This window comes from Rudanella paleaurantiibacter (genome assembly GCF_009184635.1).
Taxonomy (GTDB): Bacteria; Bacteroidota; Bacteroidia; order Cytophagales; family Spirosomataceae; genus Rudanella; species Rudanella paleaurantiibacter.
The window spans coordinates 256,473-271,222 of the sequence record NZ_WELI01000001.1 but is presented as its reverse complement, the minus strand read 5'-3'; the positions used below and the strand labels follow the sequence as shown (position 1 = coordinate 271,222).

The 14,750-nt window shown below is 55.0% G+C and carries 14 protein-coding genes; 8 read left to right on the top strand and 6 right to left on the bottom strand.

What is annotated here, in order from left to right:
- Positions 1–158 precede the first annotated feature (158 nt).
- From F5984_RS01125 to F5984_RS01115, 3 genes are all read left to right on the top strand, one after another.
- A complete protein-coding gene (locus F5984_RS01125) occupies positions 159–596 on the top strand; it encodes an RNA polymerase sigma factor (RefSeq protein WP_152122025.1) in 438 nt (145 codons plus the stop codon).
- A gap of 14 nt (positions 597–610) precedes the next feature.
- The gene (locus tag F5984_RS01120; protein ID WP_152122023.1) at positions 611–1,111 is read left to right on the top strand and encodes a hypothetical protein; all 501 of its coding nucleotides are present in this window, start codon (positions 611–613) and stop codon (positions 1,109–1,111) included.
- 355 nt (positions 1,112–1,466) lie between these two features.
- A complete protein-coding gene (locus F5984_RS01115; RefSeq protein ID WP_152123112.1) occupies positions 1,467–1,706 on the top strand; it encodes a DUF3820 family protein in 240 nt (79 codons plus the stop codon).
- Positions 1,707–1,757: 51 nt separating this feature from the next.
- Here F5984_RS01115 and F5984_RS01110 read toward each other — a convergent pair whose 3' ends face one another.
- Positions 1,758–3,194 (bottom strand): DUF6600 domain-containing protein, encoded by a 1,437-nt coding sequence (locus F5984_RS01110; protein WP_246168754.1) that lies wholly within the window; start codon positions 3,192–3,194, stop codon positions 1,758–1,760.
- Between the two features lie 170 nt (positions 3,195–3,364).
- Positions 3,365–4,807, bottom strand: a complete 1,443-nt coding sequence (locus tag F5984_RS01105; protein ID WP_152122019.1) for a Gfo/Idh/MocA family protein — start codon at positions 4,805–4,807, stop codon at positions 3,365–3,367.
- Positions 4,808–5,056: 249 nt separating this feature from the next.
- Here F5984_RS01105 and F5984_RS01100 point away from each other — a divergent pair, with 249 nt between their 5' ends.
- Positions 5,057–5,494, top strand: a complete 438-nt coding sequence (locus tag F5984_RS01100; RefSeq protein ID WP_152122017.1) for a DUF4345 domain-containing protein — start codon at positions 5,057–5,059, stop codon at positions 5,492–5,494.
- 330 nt (positions 5,495–5,824) lie between these two features.
- Here the strand turns inward: F5984_RS01100 and F5984_RS01095 are convergent, their stop codons facing one another.
- Positions 5,825–6,871: a sensor histidine kinase gene (locus F5984_RS01095; protein WP_246168753.1), complete on the bottom strand. Its 1,047-nt coding sequence runs from the start codon at positions 6,869–6,871 to the stop codon at positions 5,825–5,827.
- A gap of 376 nt (positions 6,872–7,247) precedes the next feature.
- Between F5984_RS01095 and F5984_RS01090 the strand changes: the two genes are divergently transcribed.
- Positions 7,248–8,708, top strand: coding sequence for a right-handed parallel beta-helix repeat-containing protein (locus F5984_RS01090; protein WP_152122015.1), 1,461 nt, complete (start codon positions 7,248–7,250; stop codon positions 8,706–8,708).
- A gap of 362 nt (positions 8,709–9,070) precedes the next feature.
- Here F5984_RS01090 and F5984_RS01085 read toward each other — a convergent pair whose 3' ends face one another.
- The gene (locus F5984_RS01085) at positions 9,071–9,856 is read right to left on the bottom strand and encodes a DUF2490 domain-containing protein (protein WP_152122013.1); all 786 of its coding nucleotides are present in this window, start codon (positions 9,854–9,856) and stop codon (positions 9,071–9,073) included.
- A 219-nt stretch (positions 9,857–10,075) separates the two neighbouring features.
- Here F5984_RS01085 and F5984_RS01080 point away from each other — a divergent pair, with 219 nt between their 5' ends.
- The 3 genes from F5984_RS01080 to F5984_RS01070 all read left to right on the top strand — a co-directional run bounded on the left by F5984_RS01080 (position 10,076) and on the right by F5984_RS01070 (position 13,185).
- Positions 10,076–11,185, top strand: a complete 1,110-nt coding sequence (locus F5984_RS01080) for a sensor histidine kinase (protein WP_152122011.1) — start codon at positions 10,076–10,078, stop codon at positions 11,183–11,185.
- 87 nt (positions 11,186–11,272) lie between these two features.
- Positions 11,273–12,394: a sensor histidine kinase gene (locus F5984_RS01075; protein WP_152122009.1), complete on the top strand. Its 1,122-nt coding sequence runs from the start codon at positions 11,273–11,275 to the stop codon at positions 12,392–12,394.
- Complete coding sequence (locus F5984_RS01070) at positions 12,391–13,185, top strand: LytR/AlgR family response regulator transcription factor (protein WP_152122008.1); 795 nt, start codon at positions 12,391–12,393, stop codon at positions 13,183–13,185. Before F5984_RS01075 ends, F5984_RS01070 begins: the two co-directional genes overlap by 4 nt.
- Before the next feature lie 8 nt (positions 13,186–13,193).
- Here F5984_RS01070 and F5984_RS01065 read toward each other — a convergent pair whose 3' ends face one another.
- Both F5984_RS01065 and F5984_RS01060 read right to left on the bottom strand, forming a co-directional pair.
- Positions 13,194–13,748 carry a dihydrofolate reductase family protein gene (locus tag F5984_RS01065; RefSeq protein ID WP_152122006.1) on the bottom strand — a complete coding sequence of 185 codons (555 nt, stop codon included), beginning with the start codon at positions 13,746–13,748 and terminating at the stop codon, positions 13,194–13,196.
- Between the two features lie 69 nt (positions 13,749–13,817).
- Complete coding sequence (locus tag F5984_RS01060; protein ID WP_152122005.1) at positions 13,818–14,738, bottom strand: sugar phosphate isomerase/epimerase family protein; 921 nt, start codon at positions 14,736–14,738, stop codon at positions 13,818–13,820.
- Between the last annotated feature and the right edge of the window lie 12 nt (positions 14,739–14,750).

The window sequence follows — 14,750 nt, the reverse complement described above, 5'->3', positions numbered from 1 at the left end:
CGCACCCTACCCCAATAAAAGATTACCCAGTTAGAACACAAAGGCAGCAAAGAATCGGGCAGGTCATTTTTGTATGGCTCAATGCTCAACATTTGGTCTGTACTTAGGTTCTACCACTAATCGACATTTGTAAGCGTTTCAGAATAACCAATCGCAGTATGAATGAATGGGAAAGAGCAACACCATCGGTGATAACTAAACCTACCGAACAGCTTGCGCTTTATGATCGCTACGGTTCAATAGCTTACGGCGTTATTCTCCAGATATTACCCCAGGCCCCTCAGGCACAGGAGGTAATGCTCGACTTATTTACATCGACCGACCTACTGAAGGTACCGAATCCGACCGGAAACATGGCCCTTACCATTATTCGGTTGGCGCGGGCCAAAGCGCTGGAAGCCAAGTCTCGTCTGGGTGTACCACTCCCGTCAACGGTTGACCCCGATACGGCTAAAGCCAATTTACCCGATACCGTTTTCAACCTTTCGTTTCGTCAGGGGTACTCTATCGAGGCTATTGCCGAGAAGCTACAGCTTACCAAAGCTGAGGTTCTCAAGGCTATTCACGACTACTCAATCGCTTTCCGTCAGGCTTAACTGTATTCACAACATTGAAAACGAGCGAATATCAAACGAGTGGCATTCTGGAAGCTTACCTGCTAGATCTGGTCTCGGAAACCGACCGGCGGGATGTTGAGCAAATGATCAGTACCCACCCTGAGCTACAACAGTACGTGGTTCAACTGTCGGGGCAATTGGCTGCTCAGTTTGGGCAGGGACTTGTGCCGCCCCCGCCGAGCCTGCGGGAGCAGATCGCCCTCCGCACCGAGCCGCAAGCCGTAAAACCTTACGAAGGCCCCTACGAGCGACGTAGCAACCAACAAACAAACGACGCCCACAAAGACAAGTCTGATTACGTAGATGTGCAGGTGAGCAACACTCACATTCAGGTGCATAAATACTGGCGGCCGGCCTTTATCGCCGTATTTATCCTGTCGAAAATCTTTCTGGTTTTTGGTCTGTACTACTATTTCAAAGCCCAGTCGCAGGCCGACGAAATTCAGCGACTTAATCAACAGATGCAGCAGACACCTGTAACAGCACCTAGGTAAATAACTGATTAAGAGCAGCTAAGTTTTTCATTCCGGTTTATAAACATGAGTTATCCCGAATGTTAGGTTAGGGGTAGATGCCTTACTCGAACGCCCCGTCAGGGGCCCAATATTGGTAGAAAAGACGTCTCCTCAGAACACCAGAGCCCCGAAGGGGCGTAACTTGTTTAAGGTTACGCCCCTTCGGGGCTCTGGTCTTGGGTCCATGCTCGGGTTGGCTACCAATGTTAGGCCCCTACGGGGCATCAAAACGAGCGTTGAGCCAAAAACACCAAGACTTTAAAATTCGGGATGACTTATGTTTATGGCATTCACTCAGGGAACCCAACCCGCTTATGTTGCCTTTCCGGTATGTATGAACGACGACAAGGCCGCCCACGGCAACCCGGAAATTTTGCTCGAATTACTGAACTATCAGATGCCTTTTGGCAAGTACAAAGGCCTGCGTTTGCGTGAGTTACCCGTATCATACCTGGAGTGGTTTGCTCAGAAAGGGTTTCCGGCCGGTAAGCTTGGCATGCTTCTGCAAACCCTGTATGAGATTCGGCTTAACGGCCTCGATTACCTCCTCGACGAGCTACAAAAAAGACGGTAAACCCACAGGGCTTACCGTCTCGCACTCGGCTTCACTAAATAATGGGGTTGTTTATCGTGGGCCGCGCGAACCGCCCCGGTTTCCGGAGCCTTCGGCGGGTGCGGGCTGGGCTGGTTCGCCACCCCGGTTGCGTTGTTCAAAGCCACCCATCCGCTGCGGCTGCTCACCGGTAGCTGTGCGCCCACCATCGGGTTGACCGCTCTCCTGGTTGGGGCGGTTGTACTCGGGCCGGGCGGGCGCGGGTTGTCCGGCGTCGGGGCGGTTATAGCCGGGGGCCTCATACCGGGGCCGGTTTTCGGGCACTCCCCCACCCGGCTGGTTATTACGCCAGTTATCACGGTTTCGGTTATCGTCGCGCCGGGGACTCCCTTCACCGGTTTGCGGTTGCGGAGCTGGTTCTGGGCGTTGTGCCCGCTCCCAGGCCCGTTGGGGCGACTCTATCCGGTCAATTTTATCGGGCGTTGGGGGCTCGTAACGATTGCGATTTTGCCCTCCTGGCATCGTCTCACCCCGTGGGCCCGACTGCCGATTGTCGTAGTTGGGTCGGTTATATTCGGGGCGGTTAGTGCGCGGGTCAGGGGTGTATGTACCGCGTGAGTACTCGCGCCGGTCGTCGTTCCGGTTTCCATCCGAGCGCCAGTTGCGGTTACGGTCCATATCAGGGCGGTACATCCCCAGCGAGTTCTGTCGAATCACGTCACGGCCGGGTCGGCCCCCGTGTTCAAGCCGGTACACGGGTACATTCCGGCGGGTTACGTACTCAATTTCTTCGCGACGAGGGCCAAAGTTGTACGAGCGGTTATTCACCCGATACACGTTGTTGATGATGGTTGTGCTCTGGTACACATTGACCACGCGGGGCCGGGGCACGCAGTAGCTATACAGCCGCGGACTGGTAATGTACATTTGGGGAACAAACGTCCACCAGTTCGGCGGAATGTTGACATTCACGTTGATATTGAGACCAGGGCCCAGCGGAGCCCAGCCGTAATAGCCGCCCCCCGAACGCCAGCTAACCCAAGCGGGTGCCCATTCGTAGCCGGGCACCCATGCCCAGCGCTGGTACCGGTCGAGAAACCAGCGGCCGTAATGAAACGGGGCCCACCCCCAGGCGTAGTTTGATACCCAGGTGTTGCCGTACTCGGTCATAACCCAGTAGCCATTGCTGACGTAGGGCTGAAAACCCCGGTCGACATCGGGAATCCAGACAGTGCCGTACTCCGGCGTGTTGACCCACTGCCCGTAGGGGGCCAGGTCATCGTAGAAGCCATCGTTTGGGCCATACGGGTCGTCGTACGGCCGGTTGTAATACCCCGGACGGCCGTACCCCGGCTGATCGTAATCGGGACGACCGTAGCCAGGTTGACCGTAGCCAGGTTGACCGTACCCCGGTTGGCCGTACCCCGGTTGGGCAAAGGCGGTGGCGATTCCCACCAGGTTGAGCGCAACGCCAACCAACGCTATCCAGAATGTTCCTGCTCGTTTCATCACCTTGTTGTTGTGGGACATTTATTTCTTAGAGTGATGAGCGTAGTAAACGTTTAATCGGCTGATAAAAAATAAGATACTGCCGCTACGGAGCCGGAATTGATACCCAAAACAACGCCGGGCTGTAGTCTGACGACCACAGCCCGGCGTTGTTTCTAACCAGACGTATACTACACAGGGTTACCGATCTTCATCCGGACAGGGTCCCAGGTAACAATCTTCTTCTGGAAGTAGCTGATGTTGCCGCACTGCGTGGGGCCACACGCCCGAAGACCAAACGTGGCGTCTTCGATGTTGGGCTTGTTGCTGCGAACCGAATCGAAGAAGTTCACGAAGTGCTCATACCGGTCGCCTTTGTAGTCTTTGGGCACCATGTACTTAAACTCTTTCGGACCTTCCATTTCGGGGCGGTTTGGGTACATTTTGTTGTACTCCGCCACAAACAGCTCCTTCTGGTCTTTCGGGAAGTTATCGACCGACATACCCGGTGCTTTCGGGAATTTGTTCTTACGCACGGTCAGGCTGTCCCAACCGATAGAAAGGTCGCCTTCGGTACCTACTAGACGCACCAGATAGTTGCCGCCACCACCATCAACAAAGTTGGAACGCGTGGTCAGGTTGAACTCCGGGTGTTCGGCCGTCTTCGGGTAGTCGTAGATACTTAACTGAATATCAGGCACATCTCGCCCATCTTTCCAGTAGCGCGTTCCTCCGCTTGAGTACACCCGCGTGGGCCCGAGCGAGCCCGTGATGGTGTGCAGGGTGGTGAGCAGGTGTACGTACAAATCACCGGCGATACCCGTGCCGTAGTCCTGATAATTGCGCCACCGGAAAAACCGGAGCGGGTCCCACGGGCGCTTGGGCGCACTGCCGAGGTAGGTGTCCCAATCGACGGTTTGGGGCGATGCATCGGGCGGAATAGAATACTGCCAGGCACCGAGCGCGCTGTGCCGGTCGTACTGCGCTTCGACAAAAACCAACTCGCCAATGTCGCCCGCTTTCAGGAGTTCCTTTGCTTTGGAGACGATGATCGACGAGGCAAACTGGCTACCGACCTGAAAAATCTTGCCGGTTTCTTTCGCCACTTTAATCAGGGTATGGCCGTCCTCAACCTTTTGCACCATCGGCTTTTCGCAGTACACGTGCTTGCCTTTGCGCATAGCGTCGGTCGATATTTTCTCGTGCCAGTGGTCGGTAGTGGCGTTGATAACCACGTCGATATCCGAGCGGTCGATCAGCTCGCGGTAGTCGCGGGTGGTGGTCAGGCCAGTGCCCCAAAGCTCCTTGGCCCGGCGCAACCGACCATCGTACAGGTCGCAGGCAGCTACCATCTCTACCCCGTCGACCATCAAGGCCGTTTGGGTATCACCAATGCCCATGCCACCCGTTCCGATGAGAGCGAGTCGCATTTTGCTGTTGGCCGCCGTGCTGGCGTGGTTTTTCACCAGATTCAGGTACTGCGTGGTAGGTGCCGCATTGGCGCCGGTGAGCGCTGCGGGTACGGCAGCCGCGCCCACACCGAGGGTTTTCAGAAACGAACGGCGGGTAGCTTCGCCACGGGCATTCGTGGATAGGTTGTTCGGATTGGTCGACTGCTTATCGCTGTTTTCCATCAGTTGACTTGGTTTTTTCAATAAGATAAAGGCGGGGTTGCTCAGAAACTCACCACTTTTTCAAAGATAGCCGTTGCGGGCCAAATCACGCAACCCGACCTTATTTACTCATTTAGGCGTAAATCACCCTACCAGCTATACGTGTATTTTACACAGTTGAATCGCTCCGTTTCTCATTTCAGATAGGTATGGCTGGTCAGGCACTAAGGCCAAATCCAACTTTACGCTGTTCACTAACTGGTATATATCATGATTACTTTTTTGTCAACGGCACGCTCAGCCCACTATACACAACGCCCTATTCTGCTCATTGGCACCCGCCTGCTCATTGGCCTCACGGCTTTCGGCATTGCGTCGGTGGCGTGCATGGCTTTCGCCAACCCGCAGGATGTGATGAGCTTGGTTGGCGTACACTTACCCAATCCCGACGCCTACAGTTCTATCCGGGGCGTGTATGGCGGGGCCGGGCTGACCATTGCACTCTGGCTCGTATATCTGGCCGCCCGGCAACCCCGGCAAGGGCTGGTTTTTGTAGCTATTTTGTGTGGCCTATACGCCCTGTCGCGGTTGATTACCCAACTAACCGAAGGACCTTTGGGCGATTTTGGCTACCAATGGATGCTGATTGAAGGCACGCTGTGCGGATTAGCGTTGTTGCTACTGGCCCTCACCCGTCGGCATGTCTGAGAATGACTCTTAGTACGGGGCCTGCTGGCGTTGACCGTCGACCACCCCCTGCCCCCTCCTTGAACTAAGGAGGGGGTGGCTTACCAGACCAGCCATGAATGTTTAGATGCACCACTATGCTGGGCACCTAAGTGAATGTACTATGAATAATGCACAATGGCCAATAGATTACTCTGCTGATTATCAGCTTATTCGTTAGCTATTCTGTACTGTACATTTTGTCCTAGCACTTATAAGCCAAATCATTAATTATTGATCAAGGAGTTATCTCCGTTCATCTCTTTGGGCTAAGGGAAAGCAAAGAGCTTGTAGCCCCGCTACAGGACTACATTAAACAGCTACCGGCGTCAGTAACGGCAGCGTCACGCTAAAACGGTTGTCGGTTTCTTCGACGGTTACACCCTCCCGGCTCAGCATCTGGTACTTGGCAATCAGCGTCGATAAGCCATCCCGGTCCATTGCTACAGTACGGGCACGGTGCTGGCGGTTGTTGACCACCCGCACACCCCCATCGGCCCCTACCTCTACCCGAACCACGAGCGGGCTACCCGGCAACATGGCATTGTGCCGGATGGCGTTGTCGATAAGCGTTTGCAGGCTCAGGGCGGGCAACTGACTGTCGGTTTTCGAGGGACATTCGGGCACGATAATACGCAGGTTTCGACCATACCGGGTATGCAGCAGTTCGGCATACGTTCGGATAAAATCGAGTTCGGCGGAGAGTGGAACCACAGGTTGCGAGCCAGCCTGCAACATGTACCGGTACACCCGAGCGAGATGGTCGACAAACTGTTCGGCCTGCCGGGGGTCTTCGCCAATCAGGGCCGATACTGAGCTGAGGCTGTTGAACAGAAAATGCGGGTTTACCTGTCCCTTTAAGGCATCGAGTTTATGTTGAAGGGCCGCCTGCTGGAGCCGTTCGGTTTCGGTTTGGTTGAGTCGCCACTGCTCAAACGAGTAAAACAGCCCCAGCGCCGTACAGAGTAAGACGTCGAACAAAGCTCCGAGCCACCAGATAGGCCGTATCGTATCCAGATCGAACTGCACCCCGGTCATAGGCACAAGGCTGTACACCCACACATCGAAAACAGCCAAAACGGCCGTTAGAGCCCCTACGGCCAGCAACATACTGAGCAAGCGTAACCGGGTTTGGCCCAGGCACGGATAGCGGGTAATGATCCGCCGGATCACCAGTGTCAGCGTAACCACCGAAAACCAGTAGAGGATGAAAATGAGGCCCGTTCCGACGGCAAACGTACGGGCATCGTCCAGATAACGAGGACCGATCATCAACCAGTTACCGACCGGAAACAGCACCGGCATCATGGCCAGGTGATACCACCATTCATAGGTCGAAAAGAATTGGGGGCGTTTCACAACACAAAGGGCAGAGGAAGGAGATTGAATAGTCGAATATAAGCCCGCCCAGCCCACATCTACTCTACGGGCTGAATTGGTTGCTCAAAATTCGGTGCGAATTGAAACAAATAGGCCATGAATTGTACCAATGGCCTAAAGAACCTTTTGAACGGTTAATGCCCTTTTAATTCCTTCACATATTGGCCCTTAGTACACCTAACCCGGCGTAGTGGCACCCGACCGACAGTTCAGGATGGCCTTCTCTCAGTTCGGGCGCTCCGGGTCGCAATTCAGGCGCGACCCCATTCCAAATGAGGGCCCTCAACGCCCAATTTTGGGGTGTCGGCACAACCGCTGGCACGTACCTCATTCAAACCAACAGTAAACAACAACCATGCAACGTCCTTCCCTTTTCGCCACCCTGTTGGCTCTTTCGGTCGCTACGCTGAGTAGCTGTAAAAAAGAACCCGATGTAGCCCCTACCCCCACCTCGCTCACGGCCCGCGCCGGGGCCGATCAGGCCGTACTCCCCGAGCAAGCCGTATCCCTCGACGGCTCAGCCTCTACCGGCTCGGGCACACTCGCTTACCAGTGGACGGTGGTTCGTAAGCCACAGCGCAGCACCCTCACGCTCGGAGGAGCCTCCACGCCTAAAGCCACGTTTACGCCCGACATTGTGGGTGAATACGAACTCGAACTGACCGTTTCGAGCGGGGCAGCCAAGAGTCAGGATCGGGTGGTGGTCCGGGCCGAACAAACCGGGCCGATTACTCTCAGCAACGAGGTAAAAACCCAAACCCGGCTGAAAGATCGTTTGATTGACCCGGCCCAACCCGACTACATTGTGTCGCGCGATCTGGCTATTTCGGCCGAGCTGAGCATCGACCCCGGCGTAACGGTCGCCTTTGAACGCAACACGGCGATACAGCTCAAATATGAGGGAACGCTGATTGCCGAGGGCACCGCCGATAGCCAAATCCGGTTTACGGGGGTAAAACCCGAGAAAGGATTCTGGGCTGGTATTGCCAATTACTCACCCAGCACAGCCAACAAGCTGGCGTTTGTTCAGATTCAGTATGCCGGAAGCCGGGGGCTTCTCAGCTCGACCAAAGCGGGTCTTTCCCTATTTGGCCCCAACAAGGCCCTCATGACCCTGGCCGACTGCCAACTAAATGATACCGACGGGTACGGCCTGTACGTGCAGGAGGGGTCGGTACTGCGCAATTTTGCCCGCAACAGCTTCCGTAACAATGCCGAAGCGGGCGTTATTATTGATGCCTACAACGCGGCCCTGCTCGACGCGGCCTCGAGCTTTACCGGCGGTAACACCCGCAATGTGGTGGAAGTGCTGGCGTCGGCAATCCGGGGCAATGCCGACCTGACCTGGGTCGCTTTGGCCGACAAAACGCCGTACCGATTACTGGGAAATCTGGCAGTAGAAGCCGGCTGGACGCTGAAACCGGGCGTCACGGTTGAACTGTCCCGCGATGCGATCATCAACGTAAACCGCGACGGGTATATTTCGGCCAAAGGCACCGCCGACCAACGCATAACCTTTACGGGCTCGGCAACAGGCTCGGGACACTGGAAAGGCATTATGATTTACTCAGTGAGCAACCTGAACACCCTCGAACAGGTCGACATTAGCGGGGCTGGTAGTTCAGTGATGGCCTCAGGCAAGCGGGCCGCCGTGGGGGTATTTGGTGCCGGAGCCAAACTGACGATTAAAAACTGCCGCATCACCAACAGCGGAGGGTACGGCATTGCCCACACACCCAACGCCGAGATCAACAGCGATGCCGGTACGCTCAACACCTTCAGCGGCAATGCGCAGGGCAACGTGGCCCAGTTTTAACGGCTTGACTCGGGGTTCATAAGTAGTCAAGCAGAATTAAACTGAAGTATTTGGAATAGATGCTTTTGTCATCCCGACACAGGAGGGATCTTTCTAATTGACTGACTGTAAGATCCCTCCTGCGTCGGGATGACAAACCAAAGTTTAAACTAATTCTGCTTGACTACTTAAGTAGTCAGACAGAATTAAATGTAAAATGAAGAGTGTAAAACGTACAATGAGATGGCTGATTATCGGCAGGTAACACAATTATTCATTATACATTTTACATGGTTCATTCGCTTATAACCGGCGAGGTTGCCTCTACCGTTGAAATGGTAGAGGCAACCTCGCCGGTTATAAGCGAAACGTCAATTGGCCTGCTATCGGCCAAAATCGAGGGTATGATTCAGGTTGAGCCGGAAACCGTTATTGATTTCAAATACCGGGCGGTCCGAAACCGGGTCGGGGTCAGCGTGTTGAAGCACCTGATTGAGGAAGTTCAGCTCAATTTGCAGGGCATCAGAAACCTGGTAACCTAATCCGGCCGACAGCCGGTTCTGGTTGAAGATATTTTGCCCCACGTTTCGGCCAAAGCCGATAAACACCTCATCGAAAAAGTTGAGGTAAAACTCCCGATTGTCGAGCGTTGAACCCCGCAGAGGCAGATCGGCGGCTATCTGGTAGCGCATCCGGTTCTGAAACTCCCAGCCCGTAATCCGGCGCGGATTGGGGTCGGTTTGGCCCGCCAGCCAGCGTTGTTCTAACCGGAATCGGTGCGTCAGGTTTAGCCGTCCGTAGGTTTCGTCGAGCGACACATCGGCGTGAAGCCGGTGTTCTGGATAGGGTACGCCCCGGTCGGCCTGCGGATACTGCCCAAACGGAAACGTAACGAAATACGTGTACCCTCCGCCAAACGTGACCCGGTCAGAGGCCTTGTACGATGCCCCCAGCCGGGCGAGCGATTGCTGCCACGTCCGAACCAAATCGATCCGGCGGAATTGGTATTCGGTCCGCAGGCTCCATTTAGGGTTGAGTTTATAGGCACCGTTGTACACATACCAGCCAATAGATTGATGGTCGAGCAGGCGCTGACTATAGCCAGGCTGCCCAAACAGCAACCCGGCAGCCAGCAAAAACACATACCGGCAGGCGTTAAAAAAAGTCATACAGACAAACGGGTTGAAACAATACCCGCCAGTTTATAGACTCATTTTAGGGGTCAGGTGTTTGGTTATCCCACCCATCGTAGGCAACGTTTTTACAATTCATCCGCTTTTTTGAGCAGTTCATTCATTCTGTTTGTCAATTCAGAACGGGTTGGCACGGGTACCTACCTCGGGCCGGGTACCTTTGAAAAAGGGGCTGTTTGACCCCTCCGGAACGCCATGCCTCGTTTGCTCACCCGTCTGGTTCGACTGTACACCCAACTCCGGCAGGATAATCTACGGCGCTACATTTACCTGTTTCTGCTGCCGTGGTTCGTTCCGATTGTGACGTACCTTATTTTCGGGGAGGTTATTTTGTCGGGCTGGGGGGCATTTCTGAGCAGCAACGCCCTCATTCTGGTTCTGTCGGTGATGGCAAACACAGCCGATACGTACCTGCTCAAACGGGTTATTCGGGCCTACCCAGAGGCCGATCAAAGCGTTCAGCGGGTGGTGTTACTGACGCTGGCCTTCAGCCTTATCAACATCAGCCTGGCCGAATTGACTCTGCGCGGCCTCGATGCTACCCGGTTTCTGGCCTTTCGCTACGACCCCGAAACCAACATCTGGGTGTATAGCTTCGTGTTTGTATCGAGCATTGTAGCCTCGGGGCTCATTGAAAGTGCCTACGCGTTTATGCAGTGGCAAACCAATCAGCTCGACCGGCAGAATCTGGAGCAGGAACACCTGAAACTGGCCCTGAGCACGCTCAAATCGCGCATTAACCCCCATTTTCTGTTCAACAGCCTCAACTCGGTGTCGGCCCTAATTGCCGACGAGCCTCAGCAGGCCGAAGAATTTGTCGACGAACTGTCCAAAGTTTACCGGTACATGCTTCAGGCCAACAAAACGCCCCTGGTAGCTGTTGAGGCAGAACTCCGGTTTATCGGGTCGTATGTGCAGCTGCTCCATGTGCGCTATGGCAAAGCGCTTCGGGTCGATTTGCCCACCCAAACCGGCCCGGCTGATGCTGGGCTCCCTCCCCTGACGCTGCAACTCCTGATCGACGATATTATTCAGCATAATACGCTCATGGCGTCGCGGCCGTTACAGATACACATTGAGTTTGCCGATACAGACCGGCTCTGCATCCGACACAACTGCCAGCCCCGTACCGTTCGGGTCGATACGCAGTTGCCGGGCTTTGCCGATGTCCTGAAACAGTACGAATCGGTGGGTGGGGCTGTTCCGCAACGCGAGGTCGACCCGGCGGAGTGCCGAATTTACCTGCCACTCCTACCCATTTCTACAGGCTTTTATCCCAACCCAGTCACTAAAACCAGCAGTTGAGTCATGCATCCCGTGTGAGGCCCAACTGGCCTTCGTAATTTGCCATTGATCAGAGCCCAATAAACTCCGCTCCCGAAATTAGCGCGTATGCCGTCGTTTGTAACCTCGTTGACCCGTACCTGGCGGTACCGACCCACCAAGCAGCTTAAGTGGCAGTTGCTACTGGTGTTCCCGTGGTTCATTCCGCTCATTACGTACCTGCTGCTGGGCCCGCGCTACCTGCATCACCTGCCTACGTTTTTGGGGGCTACGCTACTCAACGCCCTGATTGGGCTTGGTTGCCAGATGATTCTGGACCTGATTACCCAGCGTATTGCCCGGCGCTACGCCGAACTCGGTCAAACCGGCCAACGGCTGGGATTACTCCTGCTCGCGTTTATGACAATTACCCCGGCCGTGATTCTGCTGGCCTTGTGGGCCTACGACCACTGGCACCTCTTTGGGTACTCCACGCAGCCCGGCAGCACCACCCGCATTTTGCTTTTCAACGTGGTGATCAACGTAATTTCCGTCGGGACGTTTGAGAGTATGTATTCGCTCAATAAATGGCGGGAAAACATGCTCCAGAAAGAGCAGCTCAAAAAAGTAACCTTACAGAGCCAGTACGAGAGCCTTAAAAATCAGGTGAACCCCCATTTTCTGTTTAACACCCTGAACTCACTCTCGTCACTCATCGCCGATGAACCCGAACGCGCCGAGCAATTTGTAGATGAGATGGCTAAGGTGTACCGCTACCTACTGCAAACCAACCGGCGCACCGACGACGAAACCGACGGCGACCTGACCACCCTGGCGGCCGAAATGGCGTTTATCCAGTCGTATTTCCACCTGCTCAAAACCCGTTACGGGGCTGGTATCCGGCTCGATGTAGCCCTGCCCGAAGCCGACATGGCCTGCCTGCTACCTCCGTTAACGTTACAGATGCTGGTCGAAAACGCCGTGAAGCATAACGTCATTCATCCCAACAAGCCGTTGGTGATCGAGATTCGATCGGAGGCTGGCGGCCGCTTACTGGTACGCAATAACCGCCAACCCAAAACCACCCGCGTTCTGAGCAATCAGGTCGGGCTGAGCAACATAACCGCCAAATACCGCCTACTGGCTCAGCGCCAGGGCGCTCCCGGCACTACGACACCGGGCGTTGTTGTCGACGAAACCGACGGATTCTTTACTGTCCATCTACCGCTTTTAACCCCGACACTGTCATGAACGTATTGATTGTTGAAGACGAAGATTTAGCCGTTCGCAAACTCCGCAAACTGGTGCAGGAGGTCGACCCGACACTGGCCATTCAGGGCGTTACGTCGAGCATCGAAGACTCGGTCAACTGGTTGCAGAACCACCCCGCCCCCGACCTGATTTTCATGGATATTGAACTGGCCGATGGGCAGAGCTTCGAGATTTTTGAGCAGGTTGATATTCGCAGCCGGGTCATTTTCACCACCTCGTACGATGAATACGCCCTGCAAGCGTTCAAGGTCAACAGCATCGATTACCTGCTCAAGCCGATTCAGCGCGAAGACCTCCAGCGGAGCCTGAAAAAACTCCGCGACCTGATGACCACTAATGGCCACGCCGACGCACCAGCCGATACGCCCACCTTCAACATCGAAAAGCTCCTGCGCGAGCTACAGGGGCAAGGCAACCCGGCGGGCCGGGAGTACCGCAAACGGTTTCTGGTAAAGCAGGGGCAAAAACTCCTGTCGGTGGAGGTCGGTGATATTCTGTATTTCTACACCGACGAGCGGTTCAGCTTTTTCAAGACCCGTTCGAACCAAAAGTTTCTGGTCGACTACACCCTCGACGAACTGGCCGATTCGCTCGATCCGGGCCAGTTTTTCCGGGTCAACCGGGGGCTGATTGTGACGCACAATGCCGTGGAGCAAATTCAGCCCTATTTTGGTAACCGGCTTGCCCTGACGCTCAGGCCGGTGTTTGACAAGGAGGCCATTGTGAGCCGCGAAAAGGTGAGCGATTTTAAAGTCTGGATGGGAAAATAACGAATACGCTACGTAGTTTTAACCGTGTACCGGCTCTGTACAAAGCCGTTCGGGAAGGCGCGGGTTTCAGTGTGGTGCAAGGCTATGTCGTGCCCGGTGGCCCCAAAGAGCGGAATACCCTCGCCCAGCAGCACCGGGATGCGGGTAATGGTCAGCTCGTGCACCAGCCCGGCCGCCAGAAACCCCTGAATGGTGCGGCCACCGTCGAGGTACACCTGCCGGACACCGCGTTCGGCTAACTGAGCCACCAGTTCGGCCGGGGGCAGCTGCGTTGCCTCCACCTCGTGCGCCAGTGCCGAGGGGATAGCCAGTTGTCGGCTACTCAGAATCAGCATACGCTTGCCCCGGTACGGCCACTCGCCCCCAAAACCGAGCACCGTTTCGTAGGTGTTACGTCCCATGATAATCATATCCACGGAATTCATAAACGACTGATAGCCAAAATCTTCGCCATCGATTTGATAATCAGAATGGGTAAGCCAGTCGATAGATCCATCGGGCCGGGCAATGAACCCGTCGAGACTGGTCGCGATAAATACCGAAATATTGGGCGTTGAGGTCATGGTTGTTTGGGATAGAGAAGTAACGTTGATAAGGTTTTAGTTGTACAATAACTGGCCACCCCCCCGGCTCTACGAAGCCAACAGGGCCGTACGGACCTTTTCGTAAAACAGGGGTACTTTCTGGCGCGGGTCACCTTTGCCGAGTGTTTCAATGGGCAGATACCCCCGATACCCCGACTGCCGCACAATCTGCATAATCCGGCTCAGGTCAGTTTCGGTTTCTTTCCCATTTACAAATAACTTTTCCTTGATTTGCCAGGTAGCCGCTTGGGGCGCTACCTGCACAATTTGGGCGTATGGGTCACCGGTACGAAAACTGCCAATGTCCAGATTGGCCGCGAACCAGTCGGAGTTAATCCGGTTAAGCAGTTCCAGCATGTGATCGGCCGTTTCGATAAAGTCAGCGTGGTTTTGCAGACCGAGCATCACACCCCGTTGGGCGCCATACGCTACGCACTCATCAATGGCTTCGAGCATGTATTCGGTCACCTCCTCGCGCATCAGTTCCGGCTGAACCCGCAAACCCGAAAAGATGCGCAGAATGGGCGCGTCCAGTTTAGCGGCCACGTCGATCCAGGCTTTTACGAGGGCAATCTCTTCCCGCCGATGGATCGCATCGGCCAACGAAAAATCATTGCGAACGCCCGTTCCGCTGATGTCGAGGCCCAGCCGAAACGCCTTTCGTTTAAGCGCGTAGATATAGCTGTCGGGCGGGACGGCCGGATACCCCGGAAAATAATACCCCGTTGGGTCGACGGCATCAAATCCCACATCGGAGCAAAACGTCAGCACGTCGTCGAGCGTCATCGACTTTCGGGTCAGCGGCTCGTTGAACGAATACAAGTTGCAACTGATCTTCAACGGCCCGCGACGGGCGGGTTCAACAGGGCGCGCGGGCTCAGCAACTGAACCCAGCGAGTGGGCCAGAAGTGGCATACCCAGCGTTACAGATTTGACAAAGGCCCGCCGGTCCGGTTCACACTCGTTCATAACAGGAAGGTG